This window comes from Faecalicoccus sp. LCP19S3_E2 (assembly GCF_052121255.1).
Lineage (GTDB): Bacteria > Bacillota_I > Bacilli_A > Erysipelotrichales > Erysipelotrichaceae > Faecalicoccus.
Genome location: NZ_JBQKEP010000001.1, coordinates 244,620 through 258,371, shown reverse-complemented (window position 1 = coordinate 258,371; position 13,752 = coordinate 244,620). Strand labels below are relative to the sequence as shown.

Genomic DNA, 13,752 nt, shown 5'->3' with positions numbered 1-13,752 from the left:
TATGCGAAGAGTAGTGATTACAGGATTGGGCGCTGTTTCCCCAATTGGAAATGATGTGAATACCGTATGGAACAGCATTGAACAAGGTGTATGCGGGATTGCCCCGATTACACATTTTGATACATCGGATTATAAAGTAAAACTTGCCGGAGAAGTCAAAGACCTGGATATGGAAGCTTATTTCTCCAAACGTGATTTAAAGTTCAATGATCGTTTTACGCAGTTTGCCCGTATTGTTTCCAAACAGGCAATGATCGATGCCGGATTTGAAAAAGATCCGGATGATGCGATGCGTTTTGGCTGTATGATTGGTTCTGGAATCGGAGGCATCGATACGATCGAACAGGCATCCAAGACTTTGGAAGGCCGTGGTCCGTCTCGTGTATCTCCTTTCTTTATTCCTATGTCATTGGCCAATCTGGCAGCCGGTCAGGTGGCCATTGATTGGGGTTTAAAAGGAGCCACTTCTTGTGTGGTAACAGCCTGCGCTGCCGCCAGCAATGCGATTGGAGAAGCTTTTCATCGCATTCGTGACGGGTATGAGGATGTTATGTTGACAGGAGGTAGCGAGGCAGCCATTACACCACTGGCCATTGCCGGATTCCAGTCGATGCGTGCTTTGCATACCGGTGATGATGTAAATCGTGCCAGTATTCCGTTTGATGCCGATCGCAGCGGCTTTGTCATGGGAGAAGGTGCCGGTGCTTTGGTTTTAGAAGAGTTGGAGCATGCCAAAGCCAGAGGGGCAAAGATCTATGCGGAGATCGTAGGGTATGGTGCCAGCTGTGATGCTCATCATATTACAGCCCCATTGGATGATGGATCCGGTGGGGCACAGGCAATGGTGCAGGCGATAAAGGATGCCAAAATCCTTCCGGAAAATATCGACTATATCAATGCGCATGGAACCAGCACTCCATTGAATGATAAAACGGAAACGGCAGCCGTTAAGGCAGCGTTTAAAGAACACGCTTATCAATTGGCCATGTCCAGCACGAAAAGTAATACCGGACACTTATTAGGGGCCAGTGGTGCCGTTGAGGCCATCATCAGTATCAAGGCTCTACAAAATAGTCTGATTCCCCCAACGATCCACTATCAAAATCCAGATGCACAATGTGATCTGGATATCGTGGCCAACACTCCACGAAAACAAGATATAAGGTATGCTATGAGCAATTCTCTAGGTTTTGGTGGGCATAATGCCTCTTTGATCTTTAAAAAATGGGAGGACTAAACATGTTGTCAAATGAAGAAATCAAACAGATCATTCCCCATCGCTATCCGTTTTTATTGGTAGATAAGATTGAATCGATCGATGAAGAAACCAAAACGATCGTAGGCATCAAATGTGTAAGTGCCAATGAAATGCAGTTTTTAGGCCATTATCCGCAACATAGTGTAATGCCAGGTGTTTTGATCGTAGAAGCCATGGCACAGACCGGTGCGGTATTGTTGTTGAAAGATCCGGCCAACAAAGGAAAACTTCCTTTATTTGCCGGTATCAATAAGATGCGTTTTTCAAGACCGGTCGTACCTGGTGATGTATTAAAGATGACCGTACAGTTTAAACGCATGATCGGTGGTATCTGTATTGCCAGCTGCGAAGCAACAGTGGATGGCGAAAAAGCAGCTTCCGGTGAAATCTTATGTGCTCTGCAGGAGGCCTAATGCCAACGATTGGCTGTGATCTGGTCCAGATCGACAGGATTCAAAATGTGCAGGGAATTGCCAAACGTTTGTTGAGTCCTAAAGAATACAGCCAGTTTCAAGAACTGCATGGACAAAGACAGAAAGAGTTTTTAGCCGGACGCTTTGCGGCCAGAGAAGCCATTGTCAAAGCATTGCCGATACCGGTAGCGTATTCAGAAATCGAAGTCGATCCCAAAGATGTGATACATTATCAGGACTATCAGATTCAAGTGTCCATTTCCCATGATGGACCATTTGCGATGGCTGTAGCCATTGCCTGTAAGGAGGAATCCGTGTGCGAATAACACAGATTGTTAAAGCATTACCGTTTTTACCAGCTTCCTGGATCAGTTCAAAGATTTACCAGAACAAAACGCAGGAAGAAAGTCAGATTCGTTTAGAAAAATGGAGCACGTTGATCCTTAAGGTTTTAGGCTATCGATTGCAGGTACAAGGTGTTGAAAATGTGCCGATGCAGGAAACCATCTATTTTGTATCCAATCATCAGGGTACGCTGGACCCGGCTTTGATCTTGGCCAGTTCACCTGTCCACTTGGCTTTTATCTCGAAAAAAGAAAATGAAACGATGCCGATCTTTGGTCGTTGGGCCTGCAATATTGGTACGATCCATTTTGATAGAGAATCCAGGGAAGGCAATGTCCATATGTTAAGAGAAGCGGCAAGGGAACTAAAGCAGGGAAAGAATCTGTTAGTATTTCCGGAAGGAACTCGTTCTATGGGCGATACCATGCACGATTTTAAGGCGGGTGCTCTTTTGCCGGCATATTTATCCAAAGCTACGATCGTTCCGATCGCTTTAAAGAAATCGTACAGTTTTGATATCAAAGGCGATAAGACAAAACAGTTAGGCATTGAGTACGGAAAACCGATTCGCCCAGAAGAATATAAAAAAATGGACCAGGAAGATCTGGCCCAACAGCTGCATGACTGGATTCAAAGTCGAATTGAGATTTCTCCGGAAGATAAATAATCGATGGAGCCATCTGCTTTTTGGATCTTTAGACGGCATCGATCATCGACACCCAGTAAAATGGCACTATAGGTTTCCTGTGGAGTGATGACTTGAATCGTTTTTTGTACAAATGCCAAACGTTGACGATATAAAGATCGAAAATCATCGGATTTAGAATAATAAGAGTAAAAAGCAGTAAGAAACTTCGCAATAAGTTCGTTGCGAGGTTTTTTTATGGCTGTATAATCTTCAATTGATGCCGCAATAGATTCCAGTTCCTTGGGACGAATAAAAGAATGGACGTTGATGCCAATGCCGATGATCAGATATTCCATGTGGTTTTGATACAGTTTTCCTTCACAGAGAATACCAGCCAGTTTTTTTTGATCCAACAAAATATCATTCAGCCACTTGATGGAACAAGCTAAGTTATATTGTTCTTCAATGGCTTTGATACAGGCAACTGCTGCCATTGCTGTACATTCCAGTACATCCAAAAGGTTTTCCCGAGGGTTTAAAAGTAAAGAACAATAGATTCCGGATCCTTTAGGCGAATGAAAACTTCTTCCATTTCGTCCTCTTCCCTGTGTTTGTTCATCAGCCAGTATTACGGTGCCTTCCGGTAGTTTGCTATGTTCTTGAAGCCAGGTATTCGTACTGTCTAAGGTATCAAAAATATGGATATCATAAAAAGAAGGGCAGTTTTGTTCAATATTTTCTTTTTTTAACGGATCAACATAGTAAAGCATATTTTTATCATACCATATTCATCAGCAAGCCATACAATTTAAAAGATAAATATGATATATTGTAGCGTGAAATGAAAGAGTGGATGTAGATGAAAAATATAGTGATCATCGCAACCGGAGGGACGATTGCGGGAAGTGGAGAAGCAGGCAAATCCGCGGATTATGCAGCTGGGAAATTTAAAGTGTCTGATATTTTGGCCAGTGTACCGGCCATTCAGAATTTAGCCCATATTCAAACGATTCAGCTTTGTAATGTGGACAGTAATGATATGAATGAAAGCCGATGGATCGAACTCAGAAACTTAATTCATCAATGTGATAAAGATCCTCAAGTTGACGGTGTTGTCGTAACACATGGAACAGATACTTTGGAGGAAACAGCTTTTTTCCTGAATTTGACGATTCATACACATATGCCGGTGGTTTTGACAGGTTCAATGCGACCTGCCACAGCAGCCAGTGCCGATGGACCGATGAATTTATACCAGGCAGTTGCCTTGGCAGCCAGCGATCAAGCAAAAGGCGCCGGTGTTTTGGCCGTGTTTTCCGATACCATTTATTCAGGAAGAGATATTCGCAAATCCAACAGCTATAAAACAGATGCGTTTGAAATCGGACACTTTGGTTCGTTAGGCTATATGCGAGATGATCAGGTATATTTTCTAAGCCAGAGTCAAAGGCCACATACTTTAACTTCACCATTTTCGGATATGGAAATTCAAAAACTTCCCAAGGTGGGAATCGTATATTGGCATTGTGATGCCGATCTAAAAATTTTAGATTTTATGGCAAAAGAATACGAGGGAATCGTAACAGCTGGAAGTGGCAGTGGTAATTATGGTTCGGCATGGAAAGAATACTTTCATAAACTAGCTAAAGAGCACGTAATCGTTCGTTCCAGTCGGGTTGCGCAGGGCATCGTATTTGATTCCAGCTTTTTTGATCCGGAGCGGGATACGATACCAGCCTTTACATTTTCACCACATAAAGCGCGTATTTTGTTGATGTTGGCGTTAATGAAAACTAGGGATAAACAACAGATTCGCACATGGTTTGAGACATTATAATAGAATCACAATAAAAGCAGGTCACCCTGCTTTTATTGTGGTTTAGTTTTCAATGTGTCTTGGATTTCTTCAATTGGCTTTTTCAAAAATGCATTGCGTTCTTCGGCAGACATTCCCTGTAAGGTCTGGATTAATTCTTTTTGTCCTTCTTCACGGGCCCATTTGATTCGTGCATTTTCCATTCGAATACTGTCATTGATACTCAACTGTTCGAATTCTTCATTAAGTTGATCAATCCATTCCTGGCTCATATACTTGATAACCTTGTCTGCCATGGCGATTCCTTCTTCCTGTTTGATTATAGATTAAATTTTTTATCAAATAATATTCAGAATTATACTTACAGTATTTCAGGAATTGGCGGAAGTTCCGGTTGATCGATTCCATGAATTTCTTTGAGCTTCAGATATAAATGCGTCATGGTGATATCAATATATGGACTGACAAAGATTACACCGATTCCGCAGCACATCATTCCCAAAAAGAGCCATCCGATAAAAGAAATTTCCAAAACAAAGATATTCATTTTATTATTTTGCGTTAGCATTCGGGATCGTTCAAAAACTTCTGTCGATTCCATCTTTGGATGTTCGGCAAGAATATAAGGAACCATGCAATATTCATACGCTTTAATAATGCCGGGCACGATAAAACATAAAGTCCATAAAACGATCTTTATCTGATAGAAGAACATGACTTTGACAATGTTCCAATAGGAGGTCTTGAAAAAATCAAATAAAGTGGAAGTAGAAGGATTTTCCTTTATGGAAAGAATAAAGTATTTATAGGCTCCAATAAGGATCGTATGTCCCAGGAATATGGAATATAAAAACGATATCACTGTGACGATGATCCAAAGTCGAATCAAACCATTTACATCAATGGCATAATTTCCCAAAACAGTTAAATAAGTATGAGTTGGATTGACCAATTCTGTAATGATGGTAAAAAATGATCCTTGAAGAATACCGGCTAATACAGAAACACCTAAGATTGTCCAGTATTTATCGCGCAACGTATTTTTAGCATTTTGTTTTAGCTCTTCGCGTGTCTACATAAGTTCACCTTCTTTCATCCTCATTTTAACACACTTTGCCTATAGATTGTATAAAAATAAAATTGTTTTGTGAACGTATAGAAACTTGTGCAATCATAGTTCTTGAATGGCTATAATTTATTTCCTATAATATCTTATATGGACAAATTTGAATTAGTATCAGACTATAAACCAAGTGGAGATCAGCCTAAAGCAATCGAAGCATTGGTTAAAGGTTTAAACGAGCATAAAAAATATCAGGTTCTTTTAGGGGCTACAGGTACCGGGAAGACATTCACTGTCTCGAATGTGATTGCGGCGGTGAATCGGCCAACATTGGTTTTTGCACACAATAAAACATTAGCCGGGCAGTTGTATTCGGAATTTAAAGAGTTCTTTCCACATAATCGCGTAGAATATTTTGTTTCTTATTTTGATTATTACCAACCGGAAGCGTATTTGCCGAAAACGGATACGTATATTGATAAAAATACCAAGACCAATGAAGAATTGGATATGCTGCGAATGGCGGCTGTTAATTCAGTATTATCAAGAAGAGATACGATTATCGTGGCCAGTGTGGCCTCTATTTACGGTGCCAGTAATCCGGATCAGTATCGGGATATGATCTTTACTTTGCGGGTGGGACAGGAAATCTCTCGTAAAGAGTTGATGAGTGATTTAGTTTCGCAACAATACAAACGCAATGACAGTGATCCGCTTCGTGGAACGTTTCGTGTACGAGGGGATGTCATAGAGATCACACCGGGACATACTGATACGTATTTAATTCGCATTGAGATGTTTGATGATGAAGTTGAAAGAATTTGTGAAGTCGATCCCGTAACCGGTAAAGTACGACAGGCATATTCTGTTTACAATATTTATCCGGCAAATGGCTATGCCACCAGCATGGATATCATGGAACGAGCTGCCAAGACGATTGAAGAGGAACTGGAGGAACGCCTGGATTATTTTGAAAAGGCGGGAAAACCACTGGAAAAAGAGCGCTTGGAACAGCGTTGTCGTTATGATATAGAGGCGTTACGTGAGTTTGGTGTTTGTCCGGGAATCGAAAACTATTCCCGTCATATTGATGGTCGAAAACCGGGCGAGAGACCTTATACATTATTTGATTATTTTCCTAAGGACTTTTTACTGATCGTTGATGAAAGCCACGTGTCTTTACCACAGATTCGCGGAATGTACAATGGCGACAGAGCGCGTAAAGAAGTATTGGTGGAATATGGATTCCGTTTACCAAGTGCTTTGGATAACCGTCCTTTACGCTTTCCTGAATTTGAACAACTGATTGATCAGGCCATCTTTGTTTCTGCTACACCGGGTGACTGGGAATTGGAACAGACACATAACGAGGTAATCGAACAGATCATACGTCCAACCGGTTTATTGGATCCTGAAGTCGAGGTTCGTCCGATTGAAGGACAGATCGATGACTTGGTGGATGAGATCAAAGAGAGAGTTGCCAGAGGGGAAAGAGCTTTGGTGACAACACTGACAGTGCGTATGGCAGAGGACTTAACGGCGTACTTAAAAGAAATGGATCTCAAGGTTGCCTGGCTGCATCATGAAGTGAAGACCATTGAACGTACCGAAATCATTCATGATCTTCGTCAGGGAAAATACGATGTACTGGTAGGAATCAACCTGCTTCGAGAAGGATTGGATATTCCGGAAGTTTCTTTGATTGCGATCCTGGATGCGGACAAAGAAGGCTTTTTACGAAGCAAGCGTTCATTGATTCAGATCATCGGTCGTGCGGCTCGAAATGCTCAGGGAAAAGTCATCATGTATGGAGATCATATCACCGAAAGCATGGCGTATGCCATTGAGGAGACAAAACGTCGCCGAAGCATTCAAATGGCCTACAATGAAGAACATGGCATCGTTCCTAAAACGATCATCAAGCCAATTCATGATGTGGTTCGAAGCAAGGAAACCAAAGAGATGGCGGCTCGGTATTTAAAGAAAAAGAAAATGCCGGTCAAACAAAAAGAAGTTATGTTGGAGAATATCGAGAAAGAAATGCGGGAAGCAGCACGTACTTTGGATTTCGAACGAGCTGCGCAGCTTCGAGATATCTTATTTGAATTAAAGGAACAATAGAGCAAACATGTTTTGCTCTTTCATTTGGTATAGAGTGTGGCAAGGATTGTTGTAATAAAAAAGTTATAAGTTTGCCACGTAGAGAGGGTTTTTATGTCAGAGTTTTCAGAAATGTTAGAAAGCTATGTTACGACAAAGAAAGTGAATAAATATCAGATGGCCAAATATTTGTCGATCGACCGCTCTTCTTTGCATAAGATCATACAAGGACAGCGCAATGCCCCTTCGAAAGATCTGGTAAAGCACATGGGAAAATATCTGGAGCTTTCTCCTTATGAAACAAGTGAACTTTTAGAACTTTACTCGATTTCCCTGGTCAGTCCGGAGAGATATTATCGAAGAAAGAATGTGTATTTGTTTTTGTCTTCTTTTCATGCGCAGCCTTTAAAAATTGAAATGCCGGGCTTTCAAAAAAGTGATTTTCAAATACAGGATAAAGAAGTAGTTCCTTTTTCCGGAACCCGACAATCTTTGGAGTATTTGATTTATCATTTAGTGACAAAGGAAAATGAAAATGGTAAGGGCATGATCAAATTCTTAGGAACGCCACAGCTTCCCGGATTTTCTAATATGTTTCCTTTGATTCAGGGGAAAACGGTTTTGCGTCATATTTTATCTTTTTCTAAATATGACAGTATCTTGGAAATTCGAGATGATCATAACTTTCAATCGCTCAGTCAGATCATTTCACTGTATGCGCAGTTTGCCAATCGCGGTGTTCGTTATGAAACGGCCTATTACTATGGGACGGATTTTTCGCATTCCGCATTTCCACCGTTTCCTTATATGATCGTGACTTCGCAATACGCACTTTCCTTATCTGGAGATTATCAAAACGGCTTGTTGTATAAGGATAGTGAAACGGTGAACTATTTGAATCAAATTTTTGATGCACTGTATGAAAAGACAACACCACTGCTTGTTCCAATTCAGGATCTGACTAGCCAGTTAGCCTTAAATCAGAAGATCATGTCTTGTAAAAGCGACTCGGAGATTTTATTTCAGCTGGTGCCTTGTCTTGTACCGTTTATTCAAAAAATTGATATTCACAAGTATTTATTAGACGACATGGCCCAAAAAGAATATTTTATCAGTGCTTTTACGACATATATTCAGAACTTGATTCATCGCCATGAACAGATTCATCCGCTTCATTTCTGCAGCTTAAATGGAATTCGGCGATTCTTGGAAAAAGGTGTATTTGATGAATTTTCAACCGATTTTTATCGTCCTTTAGATAAGGCAGATCGTAAAAAGGTTGTGCAACAGTTCTTAAAATATGCTTACATCTATGATTTGCGCTTGTTACGAGAGGACCTTGGGGAATTGAGCAATGGTTTAAAAGTGTACTTGTCTGACAGCTTGGGATATATTCAGTTTATGAGCAGTGATGGCAATGTGATCGTATTGACCTTGGAGAATCCGAATTTTCTTTCATCATTTAAAGATTATTTTGAATCTATGGATGCGGATTTGTATTATCCAAAAGAGGAAGCATTGATTCTCATACAAAAATTGTTAAATCAGTATTAGGAATCCACGGATTCCTTTTTCTTTAGAAAAACTTAAGGATTTTCAACACTGGTTTTTTACATTTCTCTTTTATTCTATGTATGGATGGAGGGATCTGTATGAATGCCAGTCAAAAATGGATATCAACTCTAACGATAGCCGGAACGATTGCCTGTGTGATGTTTTTAGTTTTCCTGGGGACACAGGGCTATTTATTGGATCCGCAAAAGCTGCAGTTTTTATTATCAAAATCAGGCTTTGCCGCTCCTTTCTTGTTTATGACACTGCAGATCTTTCAAACCGTTATTCCAGTGATCCCCGGAGGAATCACCAGTGCGATTGGCGTAGTCAGCTTTGGCAGTGTATTTGGTTTTGTTTATAATTATATTGGATTATGTATAGGATCTTTGATCGCCTTTTGGCTGATCAAACAATATGGCAGACCATTTATGGAAAAAGTGTGTGATCAAAAGACGGTTCAGAAATATATCGGATGGCTGGATAAAGGAAAGAAGTTTGAGATCTTCTTTGCGTTTGCGATTTTTGTGCCCGGCTTTCCGGATGATATTTTATGTATGATTGCCGGTTTGACCAAAATGTCGTATAAAAAGTTTATGATGATTATCTTGTTGTGTAAACCATTCGGGTTATTATTATATAGTCAAGGTTTAACGTTTTTACTGCAGTGGGTTGCAGGATTATTTTAGAAGGGGAAATGTATGGAACATACCGTATTAGTAGTTGAAGATGAGACAGGTATTCGCAAGGCTATCTGTATTTATATGAAGAATCAGGGCTATCGTGTACTCGATGCGCCCAATGGCAAAGCGGCTTTGGAAATCATAGAAAGAGAACCGGTACATTTGGCCATCGTGGATATTATGATGCCGGTGATGGATGGCATTACGATGGTCATGAAGGTTCGAGAAAAGTATGATTTTCCTATTTTGTTTTTGAGTGCGAAAAGTGAAGATATTGATAAGATCAACGGATTGAATATCGGTGCGGATGATTATATCACCAAACCGTTTACCTCTTTGGAGTTGATTGCCCGTGTTCGTGCACAGTTAAGAAGGTATGAACAAATTTTAAGTCTAAAAGAAAATCATTATGAGAATAAAGATTGTTATGTGGTCGGTGATCTGGAATTAAATACACTGACAAAAGAAGTCAAAGTGGAAAATCGCATCGTTCATTTAACACCGAAAGAGTTTTCCATCTTAGAGCTTTTGATGAAAAATCCGGGACGTGTTTATTCCGCAGAACAAATCTATGAAACGATATGGCAGGAAGATGCGATCAATACTGAAACAATCATGGTGCATATTCGAAAGCTGCGTGAAAAGATCGAAGCCAATCCAAAGAAGCCGGTTTATATCAAAGTCGTTTGGGGCATTGGCTACAAGATTGAAAGGATGGAACCATGAAACGAGTACAAAACTTGTGTTTAAGTGGGTTCCTGCTGCTTTGTGCTGTTTGTTCGGCCGTTGTGATCTTCTTGTATCCACAAATCCAGTTTAGTTCGGTAACCGATTTTGATGAGGTCAATTATGAATTGAAAGAATCGATTGAGTGGCTGATCTTAGGAAAGATGCAACAGATGGATCCTTCGTATCGATTCATTGAGTCTTCAGATGCGATATTGGAACAAAGTGTAGATGATGCGTCACAAAATTCCATTCGTGAGTCCGTGTATCTCTTGGATAACGATGAAAACTTTGCGTATCGTATAGAATGGAAAGATCAGGTCTTAAGCAATCATTTTAGTGAAGATACCAATTCAAAAAATGCTTTGTTCTATGGAGAACTGACTTATGATGAAAATGGCAATTTAAAACAGTCCGGAAATATGGATGTGACAGACTTCAGTTTTTTATCGCTCTATAATTTTTATACTTTAAATGGCATTGTTTCCGAGTTGATGAATGATTCAGATCAAGATGTGAAATTAAATCCTCCCACGAATTTAAAAGTGACCTTATTTATTCCCAAGGAAATGAAAGCCGGAGGACTGGTCTATACCTCTGTGTACAATGATTCGGTATGGGTACCATTTGTTCTGTTGGCCTTTGTGATAAGTGCTTTTATTGTCGGCGTATATTTATTCCTTGTTTCCTGGAAGACATTGGCAAAGACACAGTTATTGAAAACGATTCTTTCCTGGAAAGCGGAATTTAATATTTTCTTTTTCGGCACACTGACCATTTTGATTGTTTCGATTTGTATTTATATTATGGGAGTGACCATTAACGATATTCTATTACCGGCCATGGTACGCTATGGCCTTCCGGCTGCCGGAGTATGGGTCAATGTCATCAATTTCAGTTTGTTCTTTTTATCTTTATTTTTTATCGGTATTGATATTTACTATGTAAAATACTCTTTATGTTCCGGTTTCGTGCGTTTCTTAAAAGAAGATACATGGATAGGCAATCGCATCGTCGAACTATATGCGGGCATCAAGGATCTTTCAAATTATGATTTAGATCAAAAAATTAAAAACTTGATTCTAAAAGGTGTTTTATTAAATACAGCCCTGATGTTTCTATGTGCTTTATTCTGGAGATGGCTGTTTGTGTTGATCTATGGTGTGGTGTCCTATATTTTCCTTTTACATCAGGCACAACGTATCGTCAAAGAATACGATAAATTGTTGGTGCGTTTAGATCGAATTGCACAGGGTGATTTTAAAGTGGATGAGCAATATCAAACTTCTATTTTGCCATCCCTGCAGGAAAAACTAGATACGGTACAGGAAGACTTTGAAGAAGCTGTCAAAGAAAGAGTGCGTTCACAAAACTTACGAACAGAACTGATCACTAATGTGTCTCATGATTTAAAAACGCCTTTAACGGGAATAAAGAATTATCTTGAATTATTAAATGATCCACAGTTAAGTACAGAAGATAAAGAAGAATATCTGGTTCGCCTAAATCAATATACCGATCGATTAAGTAAATTGATTGAAGATCTCTTTGAAGTTTCCAAAGCAAATTCCGGAAACATCAATTTAGAAACACAGAATGTAGATATTGTTTCCCTGGTGGAACAAGTAGTAGTGGAAAATGAAACAATGTTAGAGAAAAAGGGATTGTCATCCGTTATACGTAAACCACAGGAGCCTGTCATTTGTCTTCTGGATGGCAATAAAACAGTGCGTATCTTTGAAAATTTATTGTCGAATGTGGCAAAGTATGCATTGGAGAATACACGTGTTTTTGTGACGATAGAAAAGAATCAGGATCAAGTTAATATCACGATTCAAAATATTTCCAAGACGCCACTGGATTTTGATCCCCAAGATATCACAGAGCGGTTTGCTCGGGCGGATCAATCACGTCATGAAGAAGGCAGCGGCTTAGGTCTTGCGATCGTCAAAAGCTTCTGCGAGATTCAAAATGGCAGCTTTACAGTACAACTCGATGGGGATGTGTTCAAGGCTATTGTAAGCTTTTCGGTAAAATGATGAATGATAGAAGTATGTTTGAGCTTTCGTTTAGACATACTTTTTTTTAGATTGTTTGAAAAGAAAAGCCTTGTTGACAAACATCAGTTTGATATTTATCATTAATATACAAAATATTGTATATTTTACCTGTCTTAATGTGAAGGATTGATTTAATGAATAAGATAATTACTTATGCGAAGAAAACTATGTTAGCCATAAAGAATCCATATGGAAGTGTAGTTAGAGTTTTTCCTAATGCACTTAATGCGTTTGAAAATAGCGAGAATGTTCTGTTTTTGGGGGTAAAAGATCATTCATCAATTCCTCATAAACTTGTTCATTTACTTGAAAGTAATAATATGATCTTACACACAATTGATTCTTGTTCGTTGGGAGGACGAGCCATTGATTATAGATTGTTTCATCCTATTCATGGCGGATATATGACTGGGTCAAGCAGCGGAACTGCTCTAAACGTTTTTTTAGGAATAAATGATATAGGTGTTGGTACAGATGGCGGAGGGTCTGTTTTAGCTCCGGCATTGTCTTTGAACCTTTTTGGTTTTATCAGTCCTTTGATTGAGTGGGAATATATGGAAGGATTTAGAAAACAATCAACAGATGGAATTTCTTTTGTACCTTCTATAGGATTTATATCCAAAGATTTACAGCTAATTCTTGATGCAATCTCATTAACGTTACAGACGGATCCAAAAAATCATAATAGAATAGATATTTTCGAAGTGAATAAAGAAATAAATTATAATGATCGAAAAACTTGTATGAATTATCTACGAGAGCAGCTTTCCAAATATGATGTGGTGGTCGAATACAATAGGAATATTGATGTTTTCGGGAAAGGGGATTCCATTTATGGACATTATGATTTAAGAACGCAAGAAGAACAAAAGAAATCCAATAAAGGGCTTTTAAGGGTAGCAAATATGGTAGGCGCTACGGCATTAGCAATTCCATCTAACGAATTATCTAGTGGCTATGTCCTTTTTTGTAAGTCTGATTTGGCGAGTATAAGAAAAATGTTGTCAATAGCACCGAAATATTGTCAAAAAGAGGATGAGATGACAAAAAAGTATTTTGGTAATATAGATATGTATTTTGATGAAGGTTACTTTAATAGAAAGGTCTGA

The 13,752-nt window shown here is 39.3% G+C and carries 14 protein-coding genes; 11 read left to right on the top strand and 3 right to left on the bottom strand.

Features of this window, described 5'->3' with window-relative positions; genetic code table 11:
* Window position 1 precedes the first annotated feature (1 nt).
* Genes fabF through ACTQX6_RS01320 form a run of 4 tightly spaced genes read left to right on the top strand, consistent with a single transcriptional unit; the run spans window position 2 to window position 2,683 of the window.
* Window positions 2–1,237: a beta-ketoacyl-ACP synthase II gene (fabF, locus tag ACTQX6_RS01335; RefSeq protein WP_294687996.1), complete on the top strand. Its 1,236-nt coding sequence runs from the start codon at window positions 2–4 to the stop codon at window positions 1,235–1,237.
* A gap of 2 nt (window positions 1,238–1,239) precedes the next feature.
* Window positions 1,240–1,671, top strand: a complete 432-nt coding sequence (fabZ, locus tag ACTQX6_RS01330) for a 3-hydroxyacyl-ACP dehydratase FabZ (protein WP_022789553.1) — start codon at window positions 1,240–1,242, stop codon at window positions 1,669–1,671.
* Window positions 1,671–1,997, top strand: coding sequence for a holo-ACP synthase (locus ACTQX6_RS01325; RefSeq protein ID WP_272002245.1), 327 nt, complete (start codon window positions 1,671–1,673; stop codon window positions 1,995–1,997). The genes fabZ and ACTQX6_RS01325 overlap by 1 nt, the downstream gene beginning before the upstream one ends.
* Window positions 1,988–2,683 (top strand): lysophospholipid acyltransferase family protein, encoded by a 696-nt coding sequence (locus tag ACTQX6_RS01320; RefSeq protein ID WP_022789551.1) that lies wholly within the window; start codon window positions 1,988–1,990, stop codon window positions 2,681–2,683. Before ACTQX6_RS01325 ends, ACTQX6_RS01320 begins: the two co-directional genes overlap by 10 nt.
* Here ACTQX6_RS01320 and ACTQX6_RS01315 read toward each other — a convergent pair.
* Window positions 2,647–3,414, bottom strand: coding sequence for a biotin--[acetyl-CoA-carboxylase] ligase (locus ACTQX6_RS01315; protein WP_294687995.1), 768 nt, complete (start codon window positions 3,412–3,414; stop codon window positions 2,647–2,649). The two genes, ACTQX6_RS01320 and ACTQX6_RS01315, sit on opposite strands and share 37 nt — an antisense overlap.
* Window positions 3,415–3,503: 89 nt before the next feature.
* Here ACTQX6_RS01315 and ACTQX6_RS01310 point away from each other — a divergent pair, with 89 nt between their 5' ends.
* The gene (locus tag ACTQX6_RS01310) at window positions 3,504–4,481 is read left to right on the top strand and encodes an asparaginase (RefSeq protein WP_294687994.1); all 978 of its coding nucleotides are present in this window, start codon (window positions 3,504–3,506) and stop codon (window positions 4,479–4,481) included.
* Between the two features lie 32 nt (window positions 4,482–4,513).
* Here the strand turns inward: ACTQX6_RS01310 and ACTQX6_RS01305 are convergent, their stop codons facing one another.
* Complete coding sequence (locus ACTQX6_RS01305) at window positions 4,514–4,756, bottom strand: hypothetical protein (protein ID WP_117445941.1); 243 nt, start codon at window positions 4,754–4,756, stop codon at window positions 4,514–4,516.
* 65 nt (window positions 4,757–4,821) lie between these two features.
* Window positions 4,822–5,496: a DUF975 family protein gene (locus tag ACTQX6_RS01300; RefSeq protein ID WP_294687993.1), complete on the bottom strand. Its 675-nt coding sequence runs from the start codon at window positions 5,494–5,496 to the stop codon at window positions 4,822–4,824.
* A 180-nt stretch (window positions 5,497–5,676) separates the two neighbouring features.
* On the opposite strand from ACTQX6_RS01300, the gene uvrB reads away from it, so the two are divergent.
* The 6 genes from uvrB (at window position 5,677) to ACTQX6_RS01270 (ending at window position 13,752) form a co-directional block, all read left to right on the top strand.
* Window positions 5,677–7,644, top strand: coding sequence for an excinuclease ABC subunit UvrB (gene uvrB / locus ACTQX6_RS01295; protein ID WP_205141677.1), 1,968 nt, complete (start codon window positions 5,677–5,679; stop codon window positions 7,642–7,644).
* A gap of 93 nt (window positions 7,645–7,737) precedes the next feature.
* Window positions 7,738–9,177, top strand: coding sequence for a hypothetical protein (locus ACTQX6_RS01290; RefSeq protein ID WP_294687992.1), 1,440 nt, complete (start codon window positions 7,738–7,740; stop codon window positions 9,175–9,177).
* Window positions 9,178–9,275: 98 nt separating this feature from the next.
* Window positions 9,276–9,863 carry a TVP38/TMEM64 family protein gene (locus ACTQX6_RS01285; protein ID WP_168965317.1) on the top strand — a complete coding sequence of 196 codons (588 nt, stop codon included), beginning with the start codon at window positions 9,276–9,278 and terminating at the stop codon, window positions 9,861–9,863.
* 12 nt (window positions 9,864–9,875) lie between these two features.
* Window positions 9,876–10,583 (top strand): response regulator transcription factor, encoded by a 708-nt coding sequence (locus ACTQX6_RS01280; RefSeq protein WP_294687988.1) that lies wholly within the window; start codon window positions 9,876–9,878, stop codon window positions 10,581–10,583.
* Window positions 10,580–12,622 (top strand): sensor histidine kinase, encoded by a 2,043-nt coding sequence (locus ACTQX6_RS01275; RefSeq protein ID WP_441657222.1) that lies wholly within the window; start codon window positions 10,580–10,582, stop codon window positions 12,620–12,622. Before ACTQX6_RS01280 ends, ACTQX6_RS01275 begins: the two co-directional genes overlap by 4 nt.
* Window positions 12,623–12,777: 155 nt before the next feature.
* Window positions 12,778–13,752: an amidase family protein gene (locus tag ACTQX6_RS01270; RefSeq protein WP_294687983.1), complete on the top strand. Its 975-nt coding sequence runs from the start codon at window positions 12,778–12,780 to the stop codon at window positions 13,750–13,752.

Excerpts from the sequence above, each read along its gene's own strand:
- fabF (WP_294687996.1), top strand. The coding sequence starts at position 2 with ATGCGAAGAGTAGTGATTACAGGATTGGGCGCTGTTTCCCCAATTGGA.
- fabZ (WP_022789553.1), top strand. The coding sequence starts at position 1,240 with ATGTTGTCAAATGAAGAAATCAAACAGATCATTCCCCATCGCTATCCG.
- ACTQX6_RS01325 (WP_272002245.1), top strand. The coding sequence starts at position 1,671 with ATGCCAACGATTGGCTGTGATCTGGTCCAGATCGACAGGATTCAAAAT.
- ACTQX6_RS01315 (WP_294687995.1), bottom strand. The coding sequence starts at position 3,414 with ATGCTTTACTATGTTGATCCGTTAAAAAAAGAAAATATTGAACAAAAC.
- ACTQX6_RS01310 (WP_294687994.1), top strand. The coding sequence starts at position 3,504 with ATGAAAAATATAGTGATCATCGCAACCGGAGGGACGATTGCGGGAAGT.
- ACTQX6_RS01305 (WP_117445941.1), bottom strand. The coding sequence starts at position 4,756 with ATGGCAGACAAGGTTATCAAGTATATGAGCCAGGAATGGATTGATCAA.
- uvrB (WP_205141677.1), top strand. The coding sequence starts at position 5,677 with ATGGACAAATTTGAATTAGTATCAGACTATAAACCAAGTGGAGATCAG.
- ACTQX6_RS01290 (WP_294687992.1), top strand. The coding sequence starts at position 7,738 with ATGTCAGAGTTTTCAGAAATGTTAGAAAGCTATGTTACGACAAAGAAA.
- ACTQX6_RS01285 (WP_168965317.1), top strand. The coding sequence starts at position 9,276 with ATGAATGCCAGTCAAAAATGGATATCAACTCTAACGATAGCCGGAACG.
- ACTQX6_RS01280 (WP_294687988.1), top strand. The coding sequence starts at position 9,876 with ATGGAACATACCGTATTAGTAGTTGAAGATGAGACAGGTATTCGCAAG.
- ACTQX6_RS01275 (WP_441657222.1), top strand. The coding sequence starts at position 10,580 with ATGAAACGAGTACAAAACTTGTGTTTAAGTGGGTTCCTGCTGCTTTGT.
- ACTQX6_RS01270 (WP_294687983.1), top strand. The coding sequence starts at position 12,778 with ATGAATAAGATAATTACTTATGCGAAGAAAACTATGTTAGCCATAAAG.